Source organism: Shewanella sp. JNE2, from assembly GCF_023159115.1.
Classification (GTDB): domain Bacteria; phylum Pseudomonadota; class Gammaproteobacteria; order Enterobacterales; family Shewanellaceae; genus Shewanella; species Shewanella putrefaciens.
The window spans coordinates 3,246,686-3,260,522 of sequence record NZ_CP096169.1 but is presented as its reverse complement, the minus strand read 5'-3'; the positions used below and the strand labels follow the sequence as shown (position 1 = coordinate 3,260,522).

At 46.9% G+C, this 13,837-nt stretch carries 13 protein-coding genes; 10 read left to right on the top strand and 3 right to left on the bottom strand.

Features of this window, described 5'->3' with window-relative positions:
* Positions 1-139: 139 nt before the first annotated feature.
* A complete protein-coding gene (gene ettA, locus MZ182_RS14605) occupies positions 140-1,807 on the bottom strand; it encodes an energy-dependent translational throttle protein EttA (protein ID WP_011788582.1) in 1,668 nt (555 codons plus the stop codon).
* A gap of 189 nt (positions 1,808-1,996) precedes the next feature.
* Between ettA and glyA the strand changes: the two genes are divergently transcribed.
* The 9 genes from glyA to MZ182_RS14560 all read left to right on the top strand — a co-directional run bounded on the left by glyA (position 1,997) and on the right by MZ182_RS14560 (position 9,572).
* Complete coding sequence (gene glyA, locus MZ182_RS14600) at positions 1,997-3,250, top strand: serine hydroxymethyltransferase (RefSeq protein ID WP_011919713.1); 1,254 nt, start codon at positions 1,997-1,999, stop codon at positions 3,248-3,250.
* Positions 3,251-3,449: 199 nt separating this feature from the next.
* Positions 3,450-3,899 (top strand): transcriptional regulator NrdR, encoded by a 450-nt coding sequence (gene nrdR / locus MZ182_RS14595; protein WP_011788584.1) that lies wholly within the window; start codon positions 3,450-3,452, stop codon positions 3,897-3,899.
* 108 nt (positions 3,900-4,007) lie between these two features.
* Positions 4,008-5,162, top strand: coding sequence for a bifunctional diaminohydroxyphosphoribosylaminopyrimidine deaminase/5-amino-6-(5-phosphoribosylamino)uracil reductase RibD (gene ribD / locus MZ182_RS14590; protein WP_248065771.1), 1,155 nt, complete (start codon positions 4,008-4,010; stop codon positions 5,160-5,162).
* Positions 5,163-5,173: 11 nt separating this feature from the next.
* Positions 5,174-5,830 carry a riboflavin synthase gene (locus MZ182_RS14585; protein WP_248065772.1) on the top strand — a complete coding sequence of 219 codons (657 nt, stop codon included), beginning with the start codon at positions 5,174-5,176 and terminating at the stop codon, positions 5,828-5,830.
* A gap of 65 nt (positions 5,831-5,895) precedes the next feature.
* The gene (gene ribBA / locus MZ182_RS14580) at positions 5,896-6,999 is read left to right on the top strand and encodes a bifunctional 3,4-dihydroxy-2-butanone-4-phosphate synthase/GTP cyclohydrolase II (RefSeq protein ID WP_248065773.1); all 1,104 of its coding nucleotides are present in this window, start codon (positions 5,896-5,898) and stop codon (positions 6,997-6,999) included.
* 132 nt (positions 7,000-7,131) lie between these two features.
* Positions 7,132-7,608 carry a 6,7-dimethyl-8-ribityllumazine synthase gene (gene ribE / locus MZ182_RS14575; RefSeq protein ID WP_007646164.1) on the top strand — a complete coding sequence of 159 codons (477 nt, stop codon included), beginning with the start codon at positions 7,132-7,134 and terminating at the stop codon, positions 7,606-7,608.
* A 14-nt stretch (positions 7,609-7,622) separates the two neighbouring features.
* The gene (gene nusB, locus MZ182_RS14570) at positions 7,623-8,027 is read left to right on the top strand and encodes a transcription antitermination factor NusB (RefSeq protein WP_006082638.1); all 405 of its coding nucleotides are present in this window, start codon (positions 7,623-7,625) and stop codon (positions 8,025-8,027) included.
* 78 nt (positions 8,028-8,105) lie between these two features.
* A complete protein-coding gene (thiL, locus tag MZ182_RS14565) occupies positions 8,106-9,062 on the top strand; it encodes a thiamine-phosphate kinase (protein WP_041420579.1) in 957 nt (318 codons plus the stop codon).
* 15 nt (positions 9,063-9,077) lie between these two features.
* Positions 9,078-9,572 (top strand): phosphatidylglycerophosphatase A, encoded by a 495-nt coding sequence (locus MZ182_RS14560; protein WP_041420578.1) that lies wholly within the window; start codon positions 9,078-9,080, stop codon positions 9,570-9,572.
* A gap of 167 nt (positions 9,573-9,739) precedes the next feature.
* Here MZ182_RS14560 and recN read toward each other — a convergent pair whose 3' ends face one another.
* Both recN and MZ182_RS14550 read right to left on the bottom strand, forming a co-directional pair.
* Entirely contained in the window at positions 9,740-11,398 is a 1,659-nt protein-coding gene (gene recN, locus MZ182_RS14555) for a DNA repair protein RecN (RefSeq protein WP_115017562.1), read from the bottom strand.
* 127 nt (positions 11,399-11,525) lie between these two features.
* Positions 11,526-12,488 (bottom strand): AEC family transporter, encoded by a 963-nt coding sequence (locus MZ182_RS14550; protein ID WP_248065774.1) that lies wholly within the window; start codon positions 12,486-12,488, stop codon positions 11,526-11,528.
* A gap of 374 nt (positions 12,489-12,862) precedes the next feature.
* Here MZ182_RS14550 and lldR point away from each other — a divergent pair, with 374 nt between their 5' ends.
* Positions 12,863-13,762 carry a LysR family transcriptional regulator LldR gene (gene lldR, locus MZ182_RS14545; RefSeq protein WP_014611076.1) on the top strand — a complete coding sequence of 300 codons (900 nt, stop codon included), beginning with the start codon at positions 12,863-12,865 and terminating at the stop codon, positions 13,760-13,762.
* Positions 13,763-13,837: the final 75 nt, after the last annotated feature.

Genomic DNA, 13,837 nt, shown 5'->3' with positions numbered 1-13,837 from the left:
AGTTTGAAATAGCGATAAAATTCACGCCCTAAATTGAATGGAATATTGAATGGAATAAAAAGGAGCTTAACCTTTTCGAGTTAAACTCCATTTGTAGGCTTGTAGAACCTAGAACCTAGAACCTAGAACCTAGAACCTTTTATTTAATCATGCGCTTGTATTTCAAGCGGTGTGGCTCAACCACATCGGCGCCATAGGTGTTTTTCAGCCATGCCGAGTATTCTGTGTAGTTACCTTCGTAGAAGTTCACTTGGCCTTCGTCACGATAATCCAGAATGTGGGTCGCGATACGGTCGAGGAACCAACGGTCATGCGAAATCACCATAGCGCAACCTGGGAATTCCAGAATCGCTTCTTCCAATGCGCGCAAGGTTTCAACGTCTAAGTCGTTGGTCGGTTCGTCGAGTAACAAGACGTTACCGCCCGCTTGCAGCAGTTTGGCTAAATGCACGCGGTTACGCTCACCGCCCGATAGTGTGCCGATAATTTTTTGCTGATCCGCACCACGGAAGTTAAAGCGGCCCACATAGGCGCGGCTCGGAATTTCCATGTTGTTGATGCGCATGATGTCTTGGCCACCTGAAATTTCTTGCCAGATAGTGTTCTTATCATTCATCGAATCGCGGAACTGCTCAACCGAGGCCAGTTGTACAGTTTCACCCAGTTCAATCGTGCCGCTGTCAGGCGTTTCAGCGCCCGATAACATGCGGAACAGAGTCGATTTACCCGCACCGTTGGCACCGATAATGCCGACGATAGCGCCCTTAGGTACAGAAAACGACAGATTATCAATAAGGACGCGGTCACCATAGGACTTAGTCAGGTTATTCACTTCAATAACTTTGTCACCTAAACGCGGTCCGGGCGGAATAAACAGCTCGTTGGTTTCGTTGCGTTTTTGGTAATCGTTAGTGTTCAGTTCTTCAAAGCGCGCCATACGGGCTTTGCCCTTAGACTGACGGCCTTTAGCGCCTTGGCGCACCCATTCTAATTCTTTCGCAATGGTTTTTTGACGGGCGCTTTCTGCGGCAGATTCTTGCTTCAGACGGGCGTCTTTTTGCTCAAGCCATGAAGAATAGTTACCTTCCCATGGGATACCTTCACCGCGGTCGAGTTCTAAAATCCAGCCAGCAGCATTGTCGAGGAAGTATCTGTCGTGGGTGATCGCGACCACAGTACCGGCATATTCCTGCAGGAAGTGCTCAAGCCATGCCACGGACTCAGCATCCAAGTGGTTGGTGGGTTCGTCGAGGAGTAGCATTTCTGGCTTTTCAAGCAGCAAGCGACAAATCGCCACGCGGCGACGTTCACCACCCGATAACACTTCGATTTTCTCATCCCAATCTGGCAGACGCAGGGCGTTAGCAGCACGCTCAAGGATATGCTCTAAGTTATGGGCATCTTGGGCTTGAATAATGGCTTCGAGTTCGCCTTGTTCTTTGGCAAGGGCATCGAAGTCTGCATCGGGTTCTGCGTAGGCAGCATAAACTTCGTCTAAGCGTTTTAAGGCGTTTTTGGCTTCAGAAACCGCTTCTTCAATCGCTTCACGCACGGTTTGTGTCGGATCGAGTTTAGGCTCTTGCGGCAGGTAACCAATCTTGAGGCCCGGCATTGGGCGCGCTTCACCTTCAATTTCGGTGTCGATACCCGCCATAATGCGCAGTAGGGTGGATTTACCTGAACCGTTGAGGCCTAATACGCCAATTTTGGCACCGGGGAAAAAGCTTAAAGAAATATCTTTAAGGATCTGCTTCTTAGGTGGAACAACTTTACCCACTCGCAGCATGCTGTAAACAAACTGAGCCATTTTTCTCTATCTTAAGTGACTAATGATGCGGCTAATTCTACTCGATTGCGCGCCGAACTCAACTCGACAATGAGCCAAGTTCAAGCACTATCTGCAGGAATTTCATGTTTCAAATACTGGGATTGTGGTCACGATCCGAGTAGAATACCGCGCAACCCTACCTATAAGAATTGGCAGCTGGAGTAAGCAATGCTGAAAAAAGATATGAATATCGCAGATTATGATCCGGAACTGTTTAACGCAATTCAGAATGAAACTCTGCGTCAAGAAGAGCATATTGAGCTGATTGCTTCTGAAAACTACACCAGTCCACGCGTGATGGAAGCGCAAGGTTCACAGTTAACCAATAAGTACGCTGAAGGCTATCCTGGCAAGCGTTACTACGGTGGTTGTGAGTATGTGGACGTAGTTGAAACCTTAGCGATTGAACGTGCTAAACAACTGTTTGGCGCAACTTACGCTAACGTACAACCTCATTCAGGTTCACAGGCAAACAGCGCTGTTTACATGGCATTGTTAAAACCTGGCGATACCGTACTGGGCATGAACTTAGCTCACGGTGGTCACTTGACCCACGGTTCACCGGTTAACTTCTCTGGCAAACTGTACAACATCATTCCTTACGGTATCGACGAGTCTGGCAAAATCGACTACGACGAGATGGAACGTATTGCCATAGAACATAAGCCTAAGATGATGATCGGCGGTTTCTCTGCCTATTCAGGTATCGTTGATTGGGCAAAAATGCGTGAAATCGCAGATAAAATCGGTGCTTATTTATTTGTAGACATGGCACACGTTGCCGGTCTTATCGCCGCGGGCGTTTATCCAAACCCAGTACCACACGCGCACGTTGTGACGTCAACGACCCATAAAACCTTAGCCGGTCCTCGTGGTGGTGTGATCCTATCTGCTGCCGATGATGAAGAGCTATATAAAAAGCTCAACTCTGCTGTATTCCCTGGTGGTCAAGGTGGTCCATTGATGCACGTTATCGCCGGTAAAGCGGTGGCGTTCAAAGAAGCCCTAGAGCCAGAATTTAAAGTGTACCAACAGCAAGTGGTTAACAATGCTAAAGCTATGGTTGAAGTATTCCTTGAGCGCGGTTACAAAATCGTCTCTGGCGGAACCAGCAACCACTTAATGCTAGTTGACCTGATTGGTCGTGACTTAACGGGTAAAGAAGCCGATGCTGCCTTAGGTAGCGCCAACATTACCGTGAACAAAAATTCAGTGCCAAATGATCCTCGTTCACCCTTTGTGACCTCAGGTGTGCGTATCGGTACGCCAGCCATTACACGCCGCGGCTTTAAAGAAGCGGAAGCAAAACAATTAACTGGCTGGATCTGTGACATTCTCGATGATGCTCACAACCCTGCAGTGATTGAGCGAGTGAAGGGCCAAGTATTGGCACTGTGCGCACGTTTCCCTGTTTACGGTTAATTTGTAAATAGTCTCCTTTTTGTGGTGCTGAGTCTAACCACCATCAGATGGTTAACCTCAGCCCATAAATAGGATAAAATCCCATGGCCGCATCTTGCGGCCATTTTTATTGCTAAAATCTTAGACTTAAATCGAGCAGATTTATGCAAGATTGCACCGTAAAGCTCAGGCTTTATTCCATTGACTGGCAGGAGGCTCAATGCATTGTCCATTTTGCAGCGCGACAGATACTAAAGTCATCGATTCCCGATTAGTGGCAGAAGGCCATCAAGTGCGCCGTCGCCGAGAATGCACCGAATGCCATGAAAGATTTACCACTTTTGAAGGCGCTGAGTTGGTCATGCCTCGAGTGATTAAGCGTGATGGTTCACGCCAACCCTTCGATGAAGAAAAACTCCAAAGTGGAATGTTGCGCGCCGTTGAAAAACGTCCTGTGTCTATGGATGAAATCGAGCAAGCGCTCAGCAAAATCAAGTCCACTCTGCGCGCCACGGGCGAGCGGGAAGTGCCGTCAGAAATGGTGGGTAACTTGATGATGGAACAATTGATGAACCTCGATAAAGTTGCCTATATACGTTTTGCTTCCGTATACCGCGCCTTCGAAGACGTGTCTGAATTTGGCGAAGCCATCGCCAAACTGCAAAAGTAGTTATTCAGCTTTTGTCGCCTTAGAAGGTAGACGTGCAGTTGTCGCAGACGTAAAAAAACAGATTTATAAGACAGGTGAAAGCCGAAACCTTTAACAACAGGGTTGAACATGAGCTTGAACATAACTTGGTCCGCACTCGATATTCAAATGATGAGCCGCGCGATTCAATTGGCACGCAAAGGCTTTTATACCACTCGGCCCAATCCTAGTGTGGGCTGCGTTATCGTTAAAGATAACCAAATCATCGGTGAAGGTTATCATCAAAAAGCGGGTGAACCCCACGCCGAAGTGCATGCGCTACGTATGGCTGGTGAACGCGCCCGCGGCGCAACAGCCTATGTCACCTTAGAACCATGCAGTCATTATGGTCGCACACCGCCCTGCGCCTTGTCGCTGATCAATATTGGCGTTAAACGTGTGGTGGTGGCGGTAGAAGATCCAAATCCGCAAGTGGGGGGGCGCGGTATTCAAATGCTGCGTGACGCCGGCATTGAAGTGGATGTGGGATTACATCGCGATGAAGCCTATGCCTTAAATTTAGGCTTTATGAAGCGGATGGAATCAGGTTTACCCAGAGTTACGGTAAAATTAGCCGCGAGTCTTGATGGAAAAACTGCGCTGTCTAATGGTGTGTCTAAATGGATAACTGGCCCAGAATCCCGCCGTGACGTGCAGCGCTTACGCTTACGTTCCTGCGCGTTGGTCACGGGAATTGAAACCATATTGGCGGACGACCCCTCACTCAATGTGCGTTATCAAGAGCTTGGTAGCTTAAAAGACAGGGTAACCGAGGCGCAATTACTTCAGCCATTAAGAGTCATACTCGACAGTCGCGCCCGTTTGCCGTTATCTGCTGCATGTTTGGCTATTGTATCGCCGATACTCTTGGTCTCGACCGTGGCTTATCCCGCAGAGTTTCAAGCACAATTGCCCTCCCATGTGAGTTGCCTCCTGTTACCTGCAATTGAAGGTCGCGTCTCGCTTCCTGAACTATTAAGCTATTTAGGCCAAAGCTGTAATCACGTGCTGGTGGAAGCGGGGGCAACCTTAGCGGGCGCTTTTTTAGCCGAGGGGCTTGCCGATGAGTTAGTGCTATACCAAGCGATGAAAATCCTCGGTGGGCATGGTCGTAATCTGCTGCAACTGCCCGATTATCAAACCATGGCACACATTCCTGCACTCACGTTGGTCGATGAGCGCAAATTAGGGCCTGATACCCGTTTAACCTTGAGCGTTAAGCTTGATACTTCTTTATTTAATTAAGTGAGTTGACCATGTTTACTGGGATTATTGAAGCCGTTGGCACCCTTCGCAAACTGGAGCGTAAAGGCGATGATATTCGTCTTACCGTGGTGAGCGGCAAACTGGATTTAACCGATGTGCGTTTAGGCGACAGTATTGCCACCAATGGCGTATGCTTAACGGTTGTGCAGCAACTAGCCGACGGTTATGTGGCTGATGTTTCAGCCGAAACAGTGAGTCTAACCGGGTTTGCCAACTATAAAGTGGGCACTAAAGTGAATCTTGAAAAGGCCGTTACTCCCACCACGCGTTTAGGTGGCCATATGGTCAGCGGCCATGTGGACGGTATCGCAACGGTTGAGCAACGCTTAGTGCGTGGTCAAGCCATCGAGTTTTGGTTAGCCGCACCCGCAGAGCTTGGGCGTTACATAGCCCACAAAGGTTCCATTACCATTGACGGCGTGAGTCTGACGGTGAACGAAGTGGATGGCAGTCGATTCCGCTTGACCATAGTGCCCCATACCGCAGGTGAAACCACCTTAATCGACCTGCAAGCGGGCGATAAGGTGAATATCGAAGTAGATTTAATCGCCCGTTATCTTGAACGCTTAATGAATTATGATGGCAAAGACAGCAAGAGCGGTGGCGTCACCATGGAAATGTTAGCCCGTGCCGGGTTTGTGCGTTAGTGCACTGGCAATCGTTTTGCTAAGAGATAAAATTTCATAACAAGTCACATTATAAAGGTCCTACAATGGCGCTGCACAGTATAGAAGAGATCATCGAAGATATTCGTCAAGGCAAAATGGTTATTTTGATGGATGACGAAGACAGAGAAAACGAAGGTGATTTGATCATGGCGGCCGAAATGGTCACGCCAGAAGCGATTAACTTTATGGCCAAATATGGCCGTGGACTCATTTGCCAGACCATGACTAAAGCCCGTTGCCAGCAGTTAAATCTGCCTTTAATGGTGACGAATAATAACGCTCAGTTCTCGACTAACTTTACGGTTTCTATTGAAGCGGCTGAAGGTGTGACAACTGGTATTTCGGCCCACGATCGCGCTGTGACGGTAAAAACGGCCGTGGCTAAAGACGCTAAAGCGGCTGATTTAGTGCAACCTGGGCATATCTTTCCGTTAATGTCACAGGACGGCGGCGTATTAACCCGCGCAGGCCACACTGAAGCGGGTTGTGATTTAGCCCGTCTTGCGGGACTTGAGCCATCGGGCGTTATCGTTGAAATTTTAAACGAAGACGGCACTATGGCACGTCGCCCAGATTTAGAGATTTTCTCCGAGTTGCATGGCATCAAAATCGGCACTATCGCGGCTTTAATCGAGTATCGCAATACCAAAGAAACCACGGTTGTGCGTGAAGCTAAATGCAAACTACCGACCCGTTTCGGTGAGTTCGATATGGTGACTTTTAGAGACACAATCGACAATCAACTGCATTTCGCCTTAGTCAAAGGAGAGGTGAAAGAAGATTGTTTGGTGCGCGTGCATTTGCAAAACACCTTCAACGATTTACTCCACTCAGAGCGCGATCAGCAACGCAGCTGGCCACTCGAAAAGGCGATGGAGCGTATTTCTGCAGAAGGTGGTGTATTGGTTTTACTCGGGAATCAAGAGCATCCCTGTGAAATCCTTTCTAAGGTGAAAGCCTTTGAAGCCGAAGATCAAGGCCAAGCGCCTGCTTCTGCAAAATGGCAGGGGACGTCGCGCCGTGTGGGTGTGGGTTCGCAAATCCTCGCTAGCCTTGGCGTGACTAAGATGCGTCTGCTCAGCTCGCCTAAACGCTACCATTCACTTTCAGGCTTTGGCCTTGAAGTGACTGAGTATGTGGCGGACTGAAACCCCAAAGTGACACTGAAGTAAAATTAACAATTTCTGATAATTTGCATAGGGCTCTGGGCAATTGGCTGTGATATCATGTCGCCACTTTTCGCCCCGAGCTGGGTGCTTTAGCAAAATTTAGGTAAGATAATGAACATAGTTCAAGGTAATATCGAAGCGAAAAATGCCAAAGTTGCGATTGTAATTTCGCGTTTCAACAGCTTTTTAGTTGAGAGCTTGCTTGAAGGTGCACTTGACACGCTGAAACGTTTTGGCCAAGTCAGCGACGACAATATCACTGTTGTCCGTGTACCAGGTGCGGTTGAGTTGCCGCTAGCTGCGCGTCGCGTTGCTGCCAGTGGTAAATTCGACGGTATTATCGCATTAGGTGCGGTGATCCGTGGTGGTACTCCTCATTTTGATTTTGTTGCAGGCGAATGTAATAAAGGTCTAGCTCAAGTTGCTTTAGAATTTGATCTGCCTGTTGCCTTCGGTGTGTTGACCACAGATACCATAGAACAAGCTATTGAACGTTCAGGTACCAAAGCGGGTAATAAAGGCGGCGAAGCTGCTTTAAGCCTGCTTGAAATGGTCAATGTTCTGCAAGAACTTGAACAACAGTTGTAATAGTAGGAAAAATAATGAAGCCTTCTGAGCGCCGCAAGGCCCGCCGTTTAGCCGTTCAAGCCATCTATTCATGGCAACTAAGCGGGAATAATATTGCCGATGTCGAGCATGAGTTTTTAACTGAGCAGAGTCTCGACGGTGTTGATGTAGCTTATTTTCGTGAGCTATTTTCAGGCGTTGCAACGAAGAAAACCCAGTTGGATGAGCTGATCATCCCGCATCTGGAGCGCCCGATTGATGAAGTGTCTCCTGTTGAGAAAGCCATAGTACGTTTAGCGACCTATGAGCTGACTTTCCGTAAAGATGTGCCCTACAAGGTCGCTATTAACGAGGCGATTGAGTTGGCAAAAGCTTTCGGTGCGGACGAGAGTCATAAGTTTGTGAACGGACTGCTCGATAAACTGGTTGCACGCAAGTAATAAAGACAAACGGTATCTTAGGATACCGTTTTTCATTGCTAACAAAGGTGGCCGATGTAAGTCGTGCCAAACTGTACAGTGAAAGAATTCCAATTAATTGAATGTTATTTTAGCAACCGCGGCCCTACTCGCCGTGATGTGAAGCTTGGCATCGGTGACGATTGCGCTTTAGTGCAACCTGCAGAAAACAAGTCGATTGCTATCTCCTGTGACACCTTAGTCGAAAATGTCCACTTCTTCCCCGATATGCCTCCTGCAGCCTTAGGTTACAAAGCCTTAGCGGTAAATTTATCTGATCTGGCAGCCATGGGCGCTGAACCCGCGTGGATGACGCTTGCCTTAACGCTACCCGAAGTGGATGAAACTTGGCTGAGTGGTTTTAGTGAAGGCTTGTTTGAAGCCGCTGAGTACTATGGCATCGCCTTAATTGGTGGTGATACGACTCGTGGTCCACGGGCGATTAACATCACAGTGCACGGCCAAGTCCCACAGGGTAAGGCACTCACGCGCCATGGTGCCAAAGTGGGAGATTGGATCTATGTTACGGGCACACTCGGAGATTCGGCTTTAGGGCTAGATATTATCCGCGGCGTGCAGCAGGCCAGAGCTGAGCATAAAGAATTCCTGATTAATCGCCATTATCGTCCAACACCAAGAGTTTTAGCGGGCCAAGCTTTGCGTTCGCTGGCCTCCAGTGCTATCGACCTTTCCGACGGGTTTATCTCGGATATAGGCCATATTCTTAAGGCTTCTGGTGTGGGAGCCATTGTCGATGTGGCTAATATTCCTCTGTCCCGTGCGATGCAAGATACCGTTAGTGAGGAGCATGCCTTAGGTTATGCGCTGACCGGTGGCGAAGATTATGAACTGCTGTTTACGGTTCCTGAGTCCCAAAAGGGCGCGCTTGAGACCGCCTTGAGTCATGCGGGGACAAAGTTTGTCCGTGTTGGCCAGATTTGTGCGGGCAGTAAACTCAAGTTGCAACGCAATGGTGAGCCGTTTACGCCGCCGTATCACGGTTTCGAGCACTTTTAAGCGAAGAGCATGTTAATGAAATGGTTGTCAAAGGATCAGGTGCTAACGCGCCTGTCATTAAAAAATCCTGTCCACTTTTTGGCACTCGGTTTCGGTAGCGGACTCGCCGCAAAGGCGCCGGGTACTTTTGGTACTTTAGCCGCAATCCCTTTATATTTGCTCTTAGCACCGCTGCCTTTGGGGTGGTATTTAGGTTTGACTGTATTCGGTGCTTTGGCAGGCATTTACATTTGTGGTCAAGCCGCTCAAGATATGGGGGTACACGATCACGGTGCGATTGTGTGGGATGAAGTGGTTGGGCTACTGATCACTATGATAGCGGCACCAGCAGGTTGGGGTTGGTTGTTAGTCGGCTTTGGTCTATTTCGCTTTTTCGACATCATCAAACCTTGGCCTATTCGATGGCTCGATGCCAAAGTTCATGGTGGCTTTGGCATTATGATTGACGATGTCTTAGCGGGTGTATTTGCCTTTATCTGTCTGCAAGGGCTAGTCTGGTGTGTTAGCTAACATTATCGTCAACCTAACATGATAGCTAAGCTGACATGTTAGTTAACATGGCCAACAACTAGCCTTTAGTTTTTGATATATAGTTTTTGATATAGCCCCTTAGCTTTTGATATGGCGTGTGTAGATTCAAACGTGTAGCGACCTTATTCGTTATCTGATCCATACTACTATTGCAGCAGTTCCCTTGCGTTTGCTAGGGTATTGCTGGTGATAGTATCGCCACCTAACAGTCTTGCAAGCTCTTGAATGCGCTGCTCACGATCGAGCGACTTCATTGTGGTCTCAGTACTGCCTGCCTTATTAAATTTATCGACGAACATGTGTTGATGACCATTGCCCGCAACTTGTGGCAAGTGAGTCACGCACAGGACTTGGGTCGATTCCCCTAAGCTGCGTAACATACGGCCTACCACTGCGGCGGTAGGTCCAGAGATGCCGACATCTACCTCATCGAAAATTAATGTCGGTGTGGCAACTTTCTTCGCGGTAATCACTTGTATCCCTAATCCTATGCGTGAAAGCTCACCGCCAGACGCGACTTTCGAAATCGGTTGTAAGGGTTGGCCAGGGTTAGTGGTTACCATAAATTCGATATTGTCACTGCCATTGGCTGACATTTGCTCGGGGTGGAAATTGACTTCGATCGTAAATTTACCCTTAGGCATATTCAGTTCATGGATTGACTGAGTGACCAGTTTGTCGAGTTCCTTGGCGTAACGAGCACGGCTTTGGCTGAGCTTTTGGGCATTGCTAAGGTAAGCTGCTCTGCTCGCCTCGACTTGTTGCTGAACTTCTTCGAGTTTACTTTCATCACTGTCTAAGCTGCTGAGCTCTGTCTTTAATGCTAGATGATGTTCCGCCAGCTTATTCGGGCTGACATGGTGTTTGCGCGCCAGTTGCATGGCTTTTGATAGCCGTTCTTCTAAATAGGCGAAATGGGTCGGATCGAGTTCGAGCTTACTCAAATAGTGCTGTAATTCGCCTGCACTTTCTTGCACTAGGATTAAAGCATCATTGAGCATAGTGTTGATATTGCTTAATGCGGGATCGTAGCTTTGCAGATCTTCGGCGAGGGAAACGACGCGATTGAGCAGTGACTCTATATTGTTCTCTTCACCCTCTGTGAGTATATTTAAGCTCGCCTGACAGGTGGCAATTAACTCAGTGCCATTGGCTAAACGTTTGTGTTCTTGTTCAATTTCTTCGAACTCGTCGACTTTAAGATCAAACTCATCGAGTTCTTCCACTTGATATTGGACTAATTGCTTACGGGCAATACGTTCATGCTGGGAGGCTTCGAGTTGTTTTAGGTCGGCCTCAATTTGCTTGCAGCGTTGAAAGCTAGCGGCAACTGTGTCGATAAGTAATCTGTGGTTGGCATAACTGTCGAGCAAGGTGAGCTGATGTTCACTCTTTAACATTGCATGGTGGGCATGTTGGCCGTGAATACCTATAAGCAACTGACCCAATAATTTGAGTTGCGTCAGCGGGACAGGATTACCATTGATGTAGGCGCGTGATCGGCCATCGCTACTAATGGTTCGGCGTAAAATACACTCATCATCGAGTTCAAGATCGTTATCTTCTAACCAACGCTTTGCTAGCGGAATATCATCTAAGGAAAAGCGGGCGCTGACCTCAGTTTTACTGGCACCAGGGCGAACACAACTGGCATCGGCGCGATTGCCTAGGCATAGACCTAGCGCATCGATGGCGATCGATTTACCTGCACCGGTTTCACCGGTGATGCTGGTCATTCCTGGGCGAAAATCCAGTTCTAAAAAACGGACGATAGCGAAGTTATTAATGCTGAGTTGGCAAAGCATAGTCAATTCCTGTCGAAAAATATACCAAACCACTGTATTGATAAACAGTATATACTGATTTTATATACAGTGAAGTGGATTGGGTAAATAATCGGCATTATCACAGTAAATATTTTTAATTAACTGATTATGCATGAGTTCTTACTAGGCTTTCTAATATTGGCAGACTGAAAAAAGTGACTAAGGTGCCAAATAGAATGCCCTGAGCACTGGTTGAAGCTTGGGTATTGTAACGCTGTGCCAGTAAGTAAACGCTAGCTGCAGTGGGCAGTGCGCTGAGGATAACGCCCATGATCAGATAATCACCATGTACACCGCAGTATCTCAGCATAAAGTAGACTAGCGCGGGCTGTATACCCAGTTTAAAAAGGTTGATTAGACTTAACTCTAAAAAGTTTGAGAGACTAAAAATTTTGCTATCTTTTTGATATCGAATTGCTTTTGCTAATACCATACCAATAGCAAAAAGGGCACAGGGGCTTGAGGTATTGCCTATCTGCTGGATCATTAGCGCGAGACCTGATGGTAATTGAATGCCACTGGCGGATATTGCAACACCAATCAAACTGCCAATTACGATAGGATTTTTACCTACCGCCATTGCCATTATCACTAAGGCATGGTGCTGTCTTTGAGTGTTAGTGGCAAGTTCTAATGATACTAGCGCGACTGCAAACATCAGTACTGATAGCAGGCTAGCAATGGCCGCTGCCACTAATGCACTTTGTTGTTGTGGAAAGATAATCATCAGTAATGGAATACCAATAAACGCGGTATTACCAAAGGTGGCATTTAGGGCTCTAATTGTCGCAATCGCGTGCTTTTTTGGGTTGGCTATCAGTGAAATACCTAAACAAATGAGATAGGTAATTAGCATTGCTGCACTATAGCCTGCAATAAATCCCCATTGTAAGATTTCGTTAATTGGCTGCTGAGCTAGGGCGATTAGCATGATCGCAGGAAAGGCAATGTAGTACACATATTGGTTTAATACTTGATCCGTTTCCACGGGGAGAAGTTTCAATTTTTGTACTAGTGTACCTAGTAGCATGATCCCGAAGACGGCAAACAGCGGGGTTAATAATGTCATTCCCTCACTCATCCTTATGATAGGGTCTTTCCTGTGTAAGACAGACTCATAGCGTACGATTTTTATTCAAAAATATATATCGGTACTGAACATCACTCGTCGCACATAAATACCGATAATGGAATGGGTAATATTCGAGCTAGCGCAGTAAATTATCCAGCAAAATAACATACCATGGGCAGCCGATACTATTAAGCTATGGTCGTATATACCTAAACGACTTTAAAATAGGGTTTTCATAAAGCTTAAGAAGCTTCAATTTAAGCTGGATCAATGACTGAATATCGGCTTTTGAGTTGATGTACCATGGACAGTTTGAATTACAATTCGTTAACTATGTAGACCTAAGTAGCCTATAAAAATTGGGATGTGATATGAGTGATGATTTGGGCAGTGAATTACAACTTCTTTATCTTTTTGTGCACTTAGTGAATGCGGGAAGTTTTTCACAGGCGGCCAAAGAGTTGGATATGCCTATTGCGACCGTGAGTCGTAAGTTAGCCAAATTAGAAGAAAAGCTCGATAAGCAACTCTTTATGCGTAGCACTCGTAAACTGAGGTTGACTGAAGAAGGCTTAGCCTTATTTCAGCGTTATCAGAGTGTCATAGCCCAGTTTGATGAGCTTAGTGGCGTGGGAAGTGATAAACCCGAAGGGACGTTAAGAATTGCCGCGCCGATTTCTATTATCTCTATCATTTTTATCCGAGCTCTTAATGAGTTTGGTCGTTTGTATCCCGATATTCGCCTGCATATATCCCAGAGTAATGAGTTGGTTGATTTGATCGACAAAGGGATTGATGTGGCGATTGTGGGTGGCGCTCAGCCTGATTCTTCATGGGTGTCGAGTACATTAGGTGAGTTAGATTACTGTTTATTTGCTACGCCAGAATATTTAGCACAGGCACCTAAGTTGACCCACCCGAATGATTTAGAAGCGCATCAGCTTATTAAAGTCTGGCCCTTATTTAATTGGCATTTAAAGCATCCGAACGGTGAGTCCTTCTACTTTAATGGTCCAACCAAGCTCACATTGACGGATTTACACGGTGCTATTGAGTCGGCATTGGATCATGGTGGCATTTTGTACGGTCCTGAATTGTTTGTAAAACAGCAGATTAAAGAGGGCCGACTCAAAGTATTATTACCTGAATGGGTGGGTGAGCAGCGACGGATTTCAATCTTGTATCATCAACGCAGCCAACAACCGCTAAAGGTGAGAGTGTTTATTGAGTTTATGCAGTCGAAGGCGCCAGAATTGTTTTCCATGGCTTGAGTTGCCTTTGATATTGAGCATTTGCATCGCTCAAGGTATTGTTTAATGAAAATTATCAGCGATTTGACTTTGTAG